This window comes from Mesorhizobium sp. B2-5-4 (assembly GCF_006441095.1).
Classification (GTDB): Bacteria; Pseudomonadota; Alphaproteobacteria; order Rhizobiales; family Rhizobiaceae; genus Mesorhizobium; species Mesorhizobium salmacidum.
Genome location: NZ_VFUR01000002.1, coordinates 121,892 through 135,055 on the forward strand (window position 1 = coordinate 121,892; position 13,164 = coordinate 135,055).

General features: G+C 63.4%; 16 protein-coding genes. 5 read left to right on the plus strand and 11 right to left on the minus strand.

The window, feature by feature from the left end; translation table 11 throughout:
* Positions 1–30: 30 nt before the first annotated feature.
* Both FJ492_RS03150 and dapE read right to left on the minus strand, forming a co-directional pair.
* Positions 31–663, minus strand: coding sequence for a transporter (locus FJ492_RS03150; protein ID WP_140508374.1), 633 nt, complete (start codon positions 661–663; stop codon positions 31–33).
* 2 nt (positions 664–665) lie between these two features.
* Complete coding sequence (gene dapE / locus FJ492_RS03155) at positions 666–1,859, minus strand: succinyl-diaminopimelate desuccinylase (protein ID WP_140768449.1); 1,194 nt, start codon at positions 1,857–1,859, stop codon at positions 666–668.
* Positions 1,860–1,984: 125 nt separating this feature from the next.
* Between dapE and FJ492_RS03160 the strand changes: the two genes are divergently transcribed.
* Entirely contained in the window at positions 1,985–3,028 is a 1,044-nt protein-coding gene (locus FJ492_RS03160; RefSeq protein ID WP_140768451.1) for a 2-dehydropantoate 2-reductase, read from the plus strand.
* On the opposite strand, the gene FJ492_RS03165 is transcribed toward FJ492_RS03160, so the two are convergent.
* From FJ492_RS03165 to dapD, 4 genes are all read right to left on the minus strand, one after another.
* Positions 2,928–3,704, minus strand: a complete 777-nt coding sequence (locus FJ492_RS03165) for a hypothetical protein (RefSeq protein WP_140768453.1) — start codon at positions 3,702–3,704, stop codon at positions 2,928–2,930. The genes FJ492_RS03160 and FJ492_RS03165 overlap by 101 nt on opposite strands.
* A gap of 85 nt (positions 3,705–3,789) precedes the next feature.
* The gene (locus tag FJ492_RS03170; RefSeq protein WP_246672860.1) at positions 3,790–4,173 is read right to left on the minus strand and encodes a DUF805 domain-containing protein; all 384 of its coding nucleotides are present in this window, start codon (positions 4,171–4,173) and stop codon (positions 3,790–3,792) included.
* Positions 4,166–4,528, minus strand: coding sequence for a DUF805 domain-containing protein (locus FJ492_RS03175; protein WP_027143827.1), 363 nt, complete (start codon positions 4,526–4,528; stop codon positions 4,166–4,168). Before FJ492_RS03175 ends, FJ492_RS03170 begins: the two co-directional genes overlap by 8 nt.
* A 72-nt stretch (positions 4,529–4,600) precedes the next feature.
* Positions 4,601–5,455 carry a 2,3,4,5-tetrahydropyridine-2,6-dicarboxylate N-succinyltransferase gene (gene dapD, locus FJ492_RS03180; RefSeq protein WP_140508383.1) on the minus strand — a complete coding sequence of 285 codons (855 nt, stop codon included), beginning with the start codon at positions 5,453–5,455 and terminating at the stop codon, positions 4,601–4,603.
* 143 nt (positions 5,456–5,598) lie between these two features.
* On the opposite strand from dapD, the gene FJ492_RS03185 reads away from it, so the two are divergent.
* Positions 5,599–6,444, plus strand: a complete 846-nt coding sequence (locus tag FJ492_RS03185; RefSeq protein WP_140508385.1) for an LOG family protein — start codon at positions 5,599–5,601, stop codon at positions 6,442–6,444.
* Positions 6,445–6,528: 84 nt separating this feature from the next.
* On the opposite strand, the gene FJ492_RS03190 is transcribed toward FJ492_RS03185, so the two are convergent.
* Entirely contained in the window at positions 6,529–7,233 is a 705-nt protein-coding gene (locus FJ492_RS03190; RefSeq protein WP_140508386.1) for a pyrimidine 5'-nucleotidase, read from the minus strand.
* Positions 7,234–7,394: 161 nt separating this feature from the next.
* Here FJ492_RS03190 and FJ492_RS03195 point away from each other — a divergent pair, with 161 nt between their 5' ends.
* A complete protein-coding gene (locus FJ492_RS03195) occupies positions 7,395–8,156 on the plus strand; it encodes a GGDEF domain-containing protein (protein ID WP_140715500.1) in 762 nt (253 codons plus the stop codon).
* Positions 8,157–8,387: 231 nt separating this feature from the next.
* Here FJ492_RS03195 and FJ492_RS28640 read toward each other — a convergent pair whose 3' ends face one another.
* Complete coding sequence (locus FJ492_RS28640) at positions 8,388–8,555, minus strand: hypothetical protein (RefSeq protein ID WP_181166567.1); 168 nt, start codon at positions 8,553–8,555, stop codon at positions 8,388–8,390.
* Positions 8,556–8,649: 94 nt separating this feature from the next.
* Between FJ492_RS28640 and FJ492_RS03205 the strand changes: the two genes are divergently transcribed.
* Positions 8,650–9,162 carry a MarR family transcriptional regulator gene (locus tag FJ492_RS03205; RefSeq protein WP_140716236.1) on the plus strand — a complete coding sequence of 171 codons (513 nt, stop codon included), beginning with the start codon at positions 8,650–8,652 and terminating at the stop codon, positions 9,160–9,162.
* On the opposite strand, the gene FJ492_RS03210 is transcribed toward FJ492_RS03205, so the two are convergent.
* The 3 genes from FJ492_RS03210 to FJ492_RS03220 all read right to left on the minus strand — a co-directional run bounded on the left by FJ492_RS03210 (position 9,159) and on the right by FJ492_RS03220 (position 12,265).
* Entirely contained in the window at positions 9,159–10,127 is a 969-nt protein-coding gene (locus FJ492_RS03210) for an amino acid ABC transporter permease (RefSeq protein ID WP_140716238.1), read from the minus strand. The two genes, FJ492_RS03205 and FJ492_RS03210, sit on opposite strands and share 4 nt — an antisense overlap.
* Positions 10,124–11,428 carry an FAD-binding oxidoreductase gene (locus FJ492_RS03215; RefSeq protein WP_140768693.1) on the minus strand — a complete coding sequence of 435 codons (1,305 nt, stop codon included), beginning with the start codon at positions 11,426–11,428 and terminating at the stop codon, positions 10,124–10,126. The genes FJ492_RS03210 and FJ492_RS03215 overlap by 4 nt, the downstream gene beginning before the upstream one ends.
* A 72-nt stretch (positions 11,429–11,500) precedes the next feature.
* Positions 11,501–12,265, minus strand: a complete 765-nt coding sequence (locus tag FJ492_RS03220) for a transporter substrate-binding domain-containing protein (RefSeq protein ID WP_245262126.1) — start codon at positions 12,263–12,265, stop codon at positions 11,501–11,503.
* A 430-nt stretch (positions 12,266–12,695) separates the two neighbouring features.
* On the opposite strand from FJ492_RS03220, the gene FJ492_RS03225 reads away from it, so the two are divergent.
* On the plus strand, positions 12,696–13,142 hold the full coding sequence (locus tag FJ492_RS03225) for an Lrp/AsnC family transcriptional regulator (RefSeq protein ID WP_198028776.1): 447 nt from the start codon (positions 12,696–12,698) through the stop codon (positions 13,140–13,142).
* Positions 13,143–13,164 lie beyond the last annotated feature (22 nt).

A 13,164-nucleotide genomic window follows, 5' to 3' on the forward strand; every position in this document is an offset into this window, starting at 1 on the left:
CACGGTTCTATCCGGGATAAGAGCCTCGCTCTATCCGGAATAGAGCCCGGAAAGGCTCTGGGGCCCGACATCGTCCGGCACGCTGATCCCAAGCAGCATCTGCAGCCCGAACAGCGCCAGCAGCGAAGCGATGAACATGCCGACGAAAACGGCGGTGCCGACCGCCGCGCCCCTGCCGATCGTGGCGGTGGTCATGCGCCAGGTCAGCACCATCGACAGGGAAAACAACAGCAGCGACACCAGGCTCGCGACCTGGCTTGTCGACGACAGGAAAAGCCTGATCAGCGCCGAAGGCAGCATCAGCCAGGCGGTGATGGCCGAGGCCCAGTTGCTGGCGACGACATAGTGGACGAAGCGCCCGCCAATGCCGGCGCGTGGTGCCACCAAGGCGAGCGCGACCAGCGGCAGCACCCAGGAGCCGATATCGACCGTCGCCAGCCGCACCAGCATGCTGAAGCGGCCAGCGAAGGCATCAGGATCGCTGATCTCGTTGGCGATGCCGACCCAGCCGACGATCAGCGCCGGTGCCGCGACGATGATGGCGAAGAACGAATTCCAGAAGCCGTCGGCCGACAGGTCGAGCAGGCGCAGCCCGTCGACCTTGCCGAGCATCAGCCGCCAGGCGCCGGTCAGCGAAGCTTGGGTTTCGTCCGCGGTAAGCATGCTCAGCCCTGTCCGAACCAGTCATCGATGAAGCGCTGGTAGATCCGCGTCAGCGTTTCCAGATCGGCGATGGCGACGCGCTCGTCGACCATGTGCATGGTCTTGCCGACCAGGCCGAATTCCACCACCGGGCAATAATCCTTGATGAAGCGCGCATCCGATGTGCCGCCGGAGGTGGACAGCGCCGGCGTTTTGCCGACCACCGCCTTGACCGAGCCGCTCAGCGTCTCGACCAGCCTGTCGTCGCGGGTCAGGAAGACATGGCTCGGCCGGTCGCGCCAGACCAAGTCATAGTCGACCGGCGTCTTCTTGCCTGGCCGGTATTTCTTGCGCCCCGCGGCCTGATCGAGGCGGTTGTGGATTTCCGCCTGGACCGTCTCTGCCGTCCAGTTGTCGTTGAAGCGGATGTTAAAGGTGGCGGTCGCCTTGGCAGGAATGACGTTGGTGGCCGGGTTGCCGACATCGATGGAGGTCACCTCCAGATTGGTCGGCTGGAAATCCTTGGTTCCCTTGTCGAAGACGGGATGCAGCAAGGCGTCCACCAGACTCATCAGCCCGCGCACCGGATTGTCGGCAAGCTGCGGATAGGCGGCATGGCCCTGGCGGCCATTGACGGTGATGCTGCCCGACATCGAGCCGCGCCGGCCGATCTTGATCATGTCGCCGAGCGTGTCCGGATTGGTCGGCTCGCCAACAATCGAGGCGTCCCACTTTTCGCCTTTGGACGCGGCCCATTCGAGCAGCTTGACCGTGCCGTTGATGGCCGGACCTTCCTCGTCGCCGGTGATCAGCAGCGATACCGAGCCCTTCGGGCCGCCATTTGCCTCGACATGGCGCGCCACCGCGGCGATGAAGCAGGCAATGCCGCCCTTCATGTCGACGGCGCCGCGGCCATACATCTCGCCATTGGCGATCTCGGCGGCGAAAGGCGGATGCGTCCAGGCGGCTTCGTCGCCGATGGGCACGACGTCGGTATGGCCCGCGAACATCAGATGCGGGCCGTTGCCGGAGCGCCGTGCATAGAGGTTCTCGATATCGGGCGTGCCGTCCTCGGAGAACACCGGCCGATCAACCAGAAAGCCGAGCGGTTTCAGCATAGCCTCCAGCGCGCTCAGGGCGCCGCCTTCGGCTGGCGTCACCGAGGCACAGCGGATGAGAGAGACGAGGTTTGCGGCGGGGTCAGTCGGCAGCGTCATGGCAAAAGCGATAGTCGAAAGCGAAAGGCCTGTCACTGCCAGACATAGGGCCAAGCCAATGGCCGACGATACCGCCGACATTATGGTTTTCATGTCGTATAGTTCTGGCCGACGCGGAGTAAGAGATGGCAAACGGCGAAAAGAGGATCGTCATTGCCGGCGCCGGCAGCATAGGCTGTTATGCCGGCGGCTGCCTGGCGCTCGCCGGGCGGCGGGTTGTCCTGCTCGCCAGGCCGCGCGTCGAGGCAGCGCTGCGGCAGGGCGGATTGCGCGTCAGCGACCTCGACGGCCGCGATCGCCTGATCAAGCCCGAAGCGCTTGCCGTCACCACCGATCCTGCCGCCGCCTTGGCGGAGGCCGACGTGATCCTGGTCACCGTCAAGAGCGGCGCGACGCAGGATATGGCAGCACTCATCAGGGCCCATGCCCGTCCGGATGCCGTGGTCGTGAGCCTGCAGAACGGCGTCGACAATGCCGACAGGCTGCGCGCGGCGCTTGGCCGGCAAACGGTGCTGGCCGGCATGGTGCCGTTCAATGTCGTGCAATCAGCCGATGGAGAGCTGCCGCTGCGCGTCCACCGCGCCAGCGATGGCAAGGTGATGGTCGAGGATGGGGATGCCGGCCTTGCCGGCCTTCTCGACGTCGAAGGTCTCGCTGTCCAAGCGCATGGCGACATGAAGGCCGTGCTGTGGGGCAAGCTTCTGATGAACCTGAACAATGCGTTGGTGGCGCTGTCGGGCCTTCCGCTGGCAACCGAACTCGCCGACAGGCGCTGGCGGCTGATCCTCGCTGGCCAGATCGACGAGGCGCTGCGGGCCATGAAGGCCTCCGGCGTTGAGCCGGCGCGCATCGCCGGCGTGCGGCCGGCGCTGCTGTCGAAGGTGCTCAGGCTGCCCGACTGGCTGTTCAAATTGCTGGCGCGGCGCATGCTGGCGATCGACCCCGAGGCGCGTTCGTCCATGTGGGACGATCTGCGGCGCAACCGGCCGACCGAGATCGACGACCTGCAGGGTGCTGTTTTGCGGCTCGCTGAAAAAGCCGGCACGCCGGCGCCGACGGTCCAGCGGATCAGCGCCCTGGTGCTCGCGGCGGAAGCCGAGCGGCTCGGCTCGCCGGGTCTGGCGCCGGAGAAGGTTGTGGCGCCGCCGGCCGGCCGTCGATCAACGTGATCTTCTGCCAGATTTTGCGCGACAGGTTGGACGCCAGGTTCTCGACGTCGTTGACGCCGTCGATGACGACAGCGTCATTGACGGACTGGGCGAACAGCGCCGCGATCTTGCCGGTGATCGACAGCATTTCGGAGCAATAGTCGAGATAGCGCGCGAGATCCGCGGCATTGGTGATGCGGGCCGGCGAATGCGAGGTCGGTTTGAAACTGGCCGACAGCGCCGCCGGATCCTTGGTGAGCTGATGCATGTCGATGACGTGGATCAGCGAACGCAGGCCGTGCAACTGGCGAAACACCTGCTTGCGCTTGATGCGCTCCTCGGTGCGGATCAGGGCGAGGAAGCCGAGCACGGCGAGGATGATCATGTTGATCGTGGCTTCGATGCCTTGCACCGACTGCACCGCGTCGTCGGCCTGGGAGATGTGAATGAGCGGCAGGATGGTGCCGACGAAGAGAAAGATCAGCCCACCGGCGATCACGGCGGCGACAATGATGCCACGCAGCCACCAGATCGGCGCTTCCAGGGCCTTGGCGGCCTTGGCCAGATCGCGCGACAATGACACCAGTTCGGCGGCGACGCCGCGCAACCCGGCGTCCGGGAAACGGTCAGCCACGCGGCCTTCAAGCCGCTCGGCGGTTTCGATGATCAGTTTCGGATCAAGCGTGCGGTAGCGCATGGCGAGATATCCGATCGGCCCCCTTATCGGCTCCCTTAGAGCGTGATGCCGAAAAGTGTGAAGCCGTTTCGGACGACATCATGCTCTATTTCTTTGATTCAGCCGGCTCGTTGGTGCGCCGGCCGTAGCGGTTGGGCCCAGGCTGCCCTGGAAACAGGCACAACACAAGGAAGGCGACGATCGAGACGACCGGCACGAACAGGATCAGCGCGGCGATGCCCGGCTTGTCGAGGTCGTGCAGCCGCTTCACCGCCAGCGCGATGTTCGACCACAGCGAGGCGATGAAGGCGATGAAAAAGATGAACGACCACATGTTGCTCTCGGCCGAGCCCTCCGGCACCAGCGTGAAGCGGTACAGCGGGAACGCCTGGATGATGGCGACGAGCAATCCGCCGAGAAAATAGGCCGCGCGGCTGACGCGGCCCGAGGTCTTGAAGAAAAGCCAGTTGAGATCCGATTTTTCAGGCAAGCGGGTCCGATCCATATTGATTGGCACCCCTGGTGCCTTCGAGGATGCCGAGTTCGACCAGCAGCCAGATGCCGCCGATGACGGGTACGAAGCCGATCAGCGTCCACCAGCCCGACTTGTTGCGGTCGTGCCAGCGTTTGGCATAGAGGGCAATCGCGAAATAGATCGATGCCAGCGCGAAGAGGATGCCGATGATGCCGATCTGGGCACCGCTGGCCGTGGTGAAACGCGTGCCGAGGATCGCATCGAGAATGAAAGCAATAACGCCGATAACGATGAATACGCCGATGCCAGCCCAGAACTTGCCCCGGTTGATGCGACCGTCAAAGCTTGTGAGCAGATATTTCCAGTCCATGTCACCCCTCCATGTTGAACCAGCGCGACCGATCGTCGCGCCGGCGGAAGGTGCACCTGCCCGGCTGAAAGATCAATCGCGCAGCAATTCGTTGATCGAGGTCTTGGACCGGGTCCTGGCGTCGACCCGCTTGACGATGACGGCGCAATAGAGGCCTGGGCCCGGTTCGTTGTTTGGAAACGCCTTGCCCGGCATCGATCCGGCGACGACAACGGAATTCGGCGGCACCTCGCCGTAGAAGACCTCGCCGGTGGCGCGGTCGACGATCTTGGTCGACTGGCCGATGAAGACGCCCATGCCGAGCACCGAGCCTTCGCGCACGATGCAGCCCTCGACCACTTCGGAACGCGCGCCGATGAAGCAATTGTCCTCGATGATGGTGGGGCCGGCCTGCATCGGCTCCAGCACGCCGCCGATGCCGACGCCGCCCGAAAGGTGGACATTCTTGCCTATCTGGGCACAGGAGCCGACCGAAGCCCAGGTATCGACCATGGTGCCGCTATCGACATAGGCGCCGACATTGACGAAGGACGGCATCAAGACGGCGCCGGGCGCGACATAGGCTGAACGGCGCACGATCGATGACGGCACGGCGCGGAAGCCCGCCTTCTCGAAATCGACGGCGCTCCAGCCGTCGAACTTGGACGCCACTTTGTCCCACCACACGGCCTCGCCGGGGCCGCCCTTGATGATCTCCATCGGATTGAGCCGGAAGGAGAGCAGCACGGCCTTCTTCAGCCACTGGTTGACGTGCCATTTGCCGTCGGCCTGCCGTTCGGCGACGCGGGCGGTGCCGCGGTCGAGTAGGTCGAGTGCCGACTGGATGGCGTCGCGCACCTCGCCGCGGGTCGCGGTCGAAATGGCGTCGCGTTCCTCAAAGGCCCTGTCGATGGTCTTTTCGAGGCTCGCCAGATCGGGCTTCGACATGAATTTGCTCCATTACCAAGCTGTTAAGGGGCTGCGCCTTAACCTGTTTAAAAGTCGCGCGGACCCTATGTTAAGGCTCAATGGGGGTCAATCGCGGCTGCGTCACGGGACGACGCAAGTAAAGGAATGGACGGGTGGATTCGATGACTCCCATGGAAAAGGCGGGATGGACGCCGCTGCCGCATTCGGACGAGGATCTGGAGCGGTCGAAAAGCGTGCCGGACACGCCGCAGACGCGGGCCGAAACCTACCGCCTGGCCTGGAACGATCCCGACTTCATGACGCGGCGCGAATTGCGAGCGGTCAGGCTGCAACTGGAACTGCTGAAGCCGGAAATGATCCTGGCCGAGCGCGGCATCCGTTCGACGGTGATCCTGTTCGGCGGCGCGCGCCTGCCCGAACCGGGCGGCGAGGCCTGGGCCGCCAAGAACGAGACGCAGAAGAAGAACCTCGAGGAAAACAGCAAATATTACGAAGAGGCGCGCAAATTCGCCCGCCTCTGCTCGCAGCAGTCGGCCACGTCATATTATCGCGAATATGTCGTGGTGACCGGCGGCGGGCCTGGCGTGATGGAGGCGGGAAACCGCGGCGCCGCCGATGTCGGCGCGCCGTCGATCGGGCTCAACATCGTGTTGCCGCACGAGCAGGCACCGAACCCCTATGTTACGCCGGAGCTCTGTTTCAACTTCCACTATTTTGCCATCCGCAAGATGCACTTCGTCATGCGCGCAAAGGCCGTGGCGGTGTTTCCCGGCGGCTTCGGCACGATGGACGAGTTCTTCGAGACGCTGACGCTGATCCAGACCGGGCGCATGGAGCGCGTGCCGGTGATCCTGTTCGGCAAATCCTTCTGGAAGCGGGCGATCGACCTCGACTTCCTCGCCGAGCAAGGCACCATCAGCCCGGGCGACCAGGACATCATCGATTTCGTCGACACAGCCGACGAAGCCTGGAGCATCATCAACCGCTTCTACAAGCTAGGGGAATAGGAATTGCGGGAGCAGGGAAATGAGGAACTGGGGAAATGAATAGGAACTGGGGCGTCCTGACCAATTCCTCAATCCCTCAATTCCTCACTCACTCACGATTATGGTCGTGAGGAACGTGGCGAGATCGTCGGTGACGAAATCGACGTCATCCTCGTTGGCCGGGTCGCGTTCCCAGATTTCCGAGAAGGTCGGCTCGAAATTGCGCGGCACCACGAGAACCGTGGTCATGCCAAGCGACTTCGGCACGGAAAGGTTGCGGGCGAGATCCTCGAACATCACCGCATTGTGGCCGGTGACGGCGTGCAGTTCTGCGAACTTCTCGTAGGTCTGGCGCGCCGGCTTGGGGTTGAGGCCGGCGGCGACGATATCGAAGATGTCATCGAAATGCTCGAGGATGCCGAGCTGGCGCGCGGTGCGCTCGGCGTGTCTGCGGTCGCCATTGGTGAAGATGAACTTGCGGCCGGGAAGCTGGCGGATGGCGGTGCCGAGAACGGGATCGGGCACCAGCCACGAATAATCGATGTCATGGACCTTCTCGAGGAAGTCGTCGGGATCGATGCCGTGGCGCGTCATCAGCCCGTTCAGCGTCGTGCCGTATTCGCGATACAGCTCCTTTTGCAGCTTGCGCGCCTCCTCGCGCGGCAGCGCCAGCAGTTCCCCGACATAGGCGGTCATCTTGACGTCGATCTGCGAGAACAGATTCGAGTGGTGCGGATAGAGCGTGTTGTCGAGGTCGAATACCCAGTCGGTGACATGGGCGAAGCGGGCGGGGTCGGGAAGCGTGGTCATGCGCTCCTTATGGCATGAAACAGGGATTCTGAAAGGGACTTTATCCACAACTTCTGCGCGTTGAAGTTGCAGAAATAGCCACACGATTCAAATTTTATGCATCCCGGAAAGATAGCCTTCAGGGCTTGCTGGCACAGAGACAGTCCTGTGGGGAGCCTGCGATGAACAGCATTATTCTCAAAGCCGCCGCCATCGCCTTCGCCTCCGTCGCGGCCTCTCTCCTGCTGACGTTGATCATCGTGCCAGCCATGGGATTCCCGGTCACCCGCACGATCTGGCTGACATCGACGCTCTGTCCGCTGGTCCTTGCCTGGACGGCATGCGCCGGCACGTTCTGGCAGAGCGACAGGCTGAAGAACGCCCATCGCGAACTTGCCCGTGCCCATGCCCAACTCGCCGCAGCGCACCGCCGCCTGGCGGAAAAGGCGAGCCGCGACGACATGACCGGCATGCTCAACCGGGAAAGCTTCTTTGCCGCGCTGGACGGCTCCCGGCGCAAGTCCGACCGCGGCGCGCTGCTGATCATCGACGCCGATCATTTCAAGATGATCAATGACAATTTCGGCCACCTGACCGGTGACGACGCGCTGCTGTTGATCGCCAGCGCCATCGAGCGCGGCGTGCGCAGCGGTGACGTGCTCGGCCGCATCGGCGGCGAGGAGTTCGGCGCGTTTTTGACCGGAGCCACGGAACAGGAGGCCAAGCGCGTTGCCGAACGGATCCGCCGCGAGGTCGAGCTGATCCGCTTCCGGCCTGTCGATGAACGAACCATCCCGTTGACGGTCAGCATAGGCGGCACCGTCTGCGGCGAGGATGTCAACGTATCGGAGCTGATGCGCGCTGCGGACCGGCGTCTCTACCAGGCCAAGCATGCGGGCCGCAACCTGACGATCCTGGGCACGGATATCTCGGCCGCCGCGTGACTGATCACTAATGCCCGTCGGCCGTCGCAACGAGGCAGGCGGCCACAACACGGCGTCCTCAATGGTGGGCGCCAGGGTGAGAACGCACCTTCGCTAGAGGCTTCGCGCGATCGTGCCTCGAGTAGGCAGACGCCAACTGTTTGCCGACGAAGCATGGCGCAAGAGCCAGCCCGGCGACGCCGGCGCCAATGATGGCGACTGGCAATGCCTCGGTGGCGGCGACAGCCATCATTACAGGCCGTAGACGGCGATGCGCATCAGTACGGCGGCGGCTGCCAGCGACACCAGCAGGATGCCGACGCCGATGGGCGAGCCCCAGCCGTACCATTCCATCGCCAGCTTGGCATATTTGAACTCTTCCTCATGCGAGAGAGGCGCATGTTGTTGGATCGGGCTCATTTTCCACTCCTCGTTGGCGGCCGACCCTTGCCTACAGCAAGCCGCGGCCGCATATTGCTATAACAGTCTAAATGTTAGACGGATTGATAATTAGATGATCGAAACAAATTCGTCAAGCGGAGATCGCACCGAACTGGCCACCGCGATCGGCCTTGCCATCATGCAGTGGCAGGACGCGACGCAGGCCTATGACGAGGCGGTGGGGGCGAGACTCGGCCTCAACATGGCTGAGCGCCATTGCATCGGCCTGCTCCATGGCGGCCCGCAATCGGCCGGTGCGATCGCGACCGCGACCGGGCTGACACCGGCAGCGGTGACGGCGCTGATCGATCGGCTGGAGGCGCGCGGCCTGTTGACGCGCACGCGTAGCCTCGAGGACAGGCGCAAAGTGGTCATCGAGGCAACGGAGGCAACACGGGAGCTGTCGGCGCGATATTACGGCGCCATCGCGCGGGAAGGCGAGAAGGTCATTGCCTCATTCAGCGACGCCGAGCTTGCCACCATTCGGCGCTTCGTCACCGCCGCGCTCGATCTGCAACGCGACCAGCTTGTGCGGCTGAAGGCCGAGGCGCCGCAACCGCGCCGATTTGAATCGTCAACCGCCTAGCGTTCCGATCGGCCGAAGCGCCGTTCGAGATAGGCTTGGCCGAATTCTAGCGCGATCGATAGGACCCAGTAGATCATCGAGGCGGTGATCAGCATCTCGATGTGACGGAACTCCGTCTGACCCATCGTGCGGGCGAGATACATGATCTCCCAGACGCCAACGACCGATACCAGCGAGGAATCCTTCAACATGGCGATGAACTGGTTGCCGGTCGGCGGAATGATGACGCGCATGGCCTGCGGCAGGATGACCAGCGCCATGGTCTGGCCCGGACTCAGGCCGAGCGCCGTTGCGCCTTCGCTTTGGCCGCGCGGAATGCTTTCGATGCCGGCGCGGAAGATCTCGGTCATGTAGGCGCCATAACACAGCGACAGCGCCACGATGCCAGCCGGCACCGCGCCGATCACGTAGCCGACCTGCGGCAGGCCGAGATAGATGATGTAGATCTGCATCAGCAACGGCAGGCCACGAAACAGCGACGTGTAGAAGGTGGCCAGTCCGTAAACGATGCCGTTGCCAGTCAGTTTGGCGATGGCGCCGACCAGCGCGATCAAGGTCGCGATAAGGATCGAGATCGCCGAAATGTAAAGCGTCGTGGTGACGCCCTGGGTGATCAGGAAGCCGACCTTCCTGGCGATGAAGGCAAAGGAGAGGTCGAAGGAATAGAAGAACAGCATCAGCAGCGCGAACAGCTCGATCCAGACGCCGGCGATCTGCTGGCGTCGGGGCAGGAGCAGCAGCAGCTTGCAGTTCACCAGCACCAGGAGCGCGATCAACACGGCCGAGAGGGCGCGCGACAGGGCTGGGTTGGCATGCAACCAGTCGGATGCAAGCGGCATCAACGAGCCGATCCAGCTCGACTTGATACCCATGGCGTAGAGGGCCGCGGCCAGCAGCGCCGGAAAAAGCGCCGCCGCCGCGTGGCGAACAAGCCCTGGATAGGAGAGCATCAGCCTGCCGATCATGCCGTCACCTTGTCCTTGGCGGTGGCGCGGCGTTCCCGCCACCAGTCCTGCGCCTGCAGTTTCCAGTAGGTGAGCTGCGCGGCGGCCAAGCCGGCGGCGCCGCCGGCCCAGCTCAGTCCGAACGGCGCGAACTGCCGGTACCGGTCGGAAACGCCCAGAATGCCCTCCGCGACAATTTTTCCGGCAATCGCCGTGGTGTTGAGGCCATGGCCACCGAAAGCGGTGCAGTACCAGACGCCGGAGCGCAGCTCTCCGATCTGGGGCATCAGATGCCGGGCGTAGGACATCAGCCCGGACCAGGCCAGCTCGGTCCTGAGACCGGCAAGCTGCGGGTAGGTGCCGACCATCTCACGGCGCAACTCGTGCGCCAGCGCGTCGGCGGAAGCGGCGCGCGTGGTGATGCGCCCGCCCCACAAAAGGCGATTGCCGCCCTCGACCAGGCGATAATAGTCACCGGCCCGCCTGTTGTCACCGACGGCATCCGTGGTGGCGACGGCTTGCGCAATGAGGCGGGGAGCCGCCTCGGAAACCATCACATAGGTCGCGATGGGCAGAAAGGCGCGGTAGAGCTGGCCGAACACCGGGCCGGTGTAGCCGCCGGTCGCGAGCACGATCTGGGGTGCCCGAAGCGTGCCTTGTCTGGTGCGAAGCATCTTTTGCGACCCCGAGAGATCGCATTCTACGACCTCCGAGCTTTCATGGATTTTGCCACCCAGGCGCTCGATCTCGTCAGCCAGGCAACGCAGATAGTTCAGCGGATGGATGTGAAAGGCGTTCGGGTCGCGCAGGCCCTGGTGGTAACGGACGGACTTCAGCACCGCACGGACGTCTTCTCTATCGAGATACTGAAGTTCATAGCCATGGTTGCGGGCCATCTGGTCGGCATAGGCCTTCAGCGCGTCGCCGTCGTCATAGCGCAAGACGCTGAGCAGGCCGGCACGCGGCAGGGCGGCCGATATTCCGAGCGTCTCGATGGTGTCGCGCACGAATTCCACGCCTTCGATCGACAGCCGATGCAGGTCGCGCGCCGCCTCCCCGCCGACCCGTGCGGCGATATTGTCGCCGCCGGTGGCGAAGCCGGGCGTGACGAAACCGCCATTGCGGCCCGAAGCGCCGAAACCGACGACCTGGGCTTCCAGCACGGCGACGTGCAGTCCGGCGCGCGCCAGCTGCAGCGCTGTCGTCAGCCCGGCCAGTCCGGCGCCGACGACGGCCACGTCACATTGCGCCTCGCCTTGCAGCGGAGGCCTCGTCTTCCGGTCGGTCAGAGTGCGGGCGTAATAGGTGTCCGGATAGGCCATCGATGACTTTGCGGTGAGGGGCATGCGTTTGGTGACGCCGCCGGCTGCCCAGGGACAGCCGGCGGAATGACTTTACTTGGCGCTGTAGTCCTTGCCGTACCACTTCGTGGTCAGCGCGGCGAGCGTGCCGTCCGTCTTCATCCCGGTGATGATGCCAGCGACCTTTGCGGTCCACTCGGGATCCTTCTTCTCGGCGATGACGACGAGCGGCTCGCGGAAAGCGTACTCGCCTTCCAGGATCTTCACGGGATAGCCGTTCTTGATGGCATTCTGCGCCGTCTGCTCCGGGGCGATCACGGCGTTCAGGCGCACGCCGTCGCCAAGCCGCAGGTCATCGAAGGGAAGCATGGAATCCGCATAGGTGCGGATCTCGCCCGGCTCGAGCTTGTATTCGATGGGAGCCAGGCCGGGTGCGTCGATTTCGAGCTTGCGGCGGATGAAATCCTCCGACGTGGTGGCCGTCTCGACGCCGATGATCTTGCCGTTGAGATCGGCGACCGATTTCGCGCCGCTGTCCTTGTGCAGGACGTAGACATAGGGGCTGTAATAATAGATGCCGACAAAGTCGATCACCTTGGAACGGGCTTTCGTCGGCGTCACCGATCCGACGCCGAGGTCGTAGCGTCCCTGCCAGCGCCCGCCGGTCAGCGTCGCCCAATCGGGCGTTTCGAACGAGACCTCGACGCCAAGGCGCTTGCCGATCTCGCGCGAGACATCGATGTCGAAACCGGCGAGTTCGTTGCTGTCGTTGAGAAAGCTCTGTGGTGGCCAGGCCGCGTTGGTGGCGATGACCATCGCCTTTTTCGACGTGACGCGGTCCAGGGTTTCCCCGGCCATGGCAGCCGTTGTGATCGCGAATGTCGCGGCGGCAAGAACGGCTAAATCGAGTAGCTTTTTCAAAGTTATCCCTCCCTTGTGGTTGAAACTGATAGGATGCTTGACGTCGGATCTCAGCGCTTTCAGCCACAGCTTCAACGTGGACCGGTTTCGGTTTGTGCCCACCACAGCCGAAGCTGGTTCCCCTGATGGACCGGCGTTTGTGACCCCAGACAGTCAGGTCGCAAAAGGAAGGGTTCTACCCGGCGAAATGCGGGATTATGGCGGTCGCGCAGTCATTGCGTGCCTTGAGACGGCAAAGTGCCGGATATGTTCGCTTTGTTCCGTCCGCGCCGGCCCGTCTTCCCGATTGTCGCGGGGGCTGTTCAGCCGATAGGATCGCGCGGCGGGTGTGATGGTTGCAGCGCGGATCGAGCGAGAGGATTTGTTTGTGGAATTGACCGAGAAGGATCGTCAGCTGCTCGCGCTGATGCAGAAGAATGCGCGTGAGCCGGTCGCGTCACTGGCACGTCAGCTCGGCGTATCGCGGACAGCGTTGCAGGAGCGGATCCAGAAGCTGGAGGCCGGCGGCATCATCGAAGGCTATACCGTGCGGCTGACCAAGGCGGCGGCCCAGAACGCCGTCCACTGTTTCACGCTCGCCGCCCTGAACAACAAGAGCTATCCGGACGTCTCCAGAAAGATCAAGGCGATGCCTTCGATCCAGGCGGTCTACGCCATAACCGGCGAATGGGACCTGATCATCCACCTTGCCGCCGAGACGCTCGAGAAGCTGAACCGAGAGGTGAATGCGCTGAATGAAATCGGCGGCGTCATCAAAACCGCTTCCCATGTGGTGATGGAGACGAAGTTCAACCGGACCATCTACGCATTGTAGGAGGTGGCGGGATGTCCCGGCG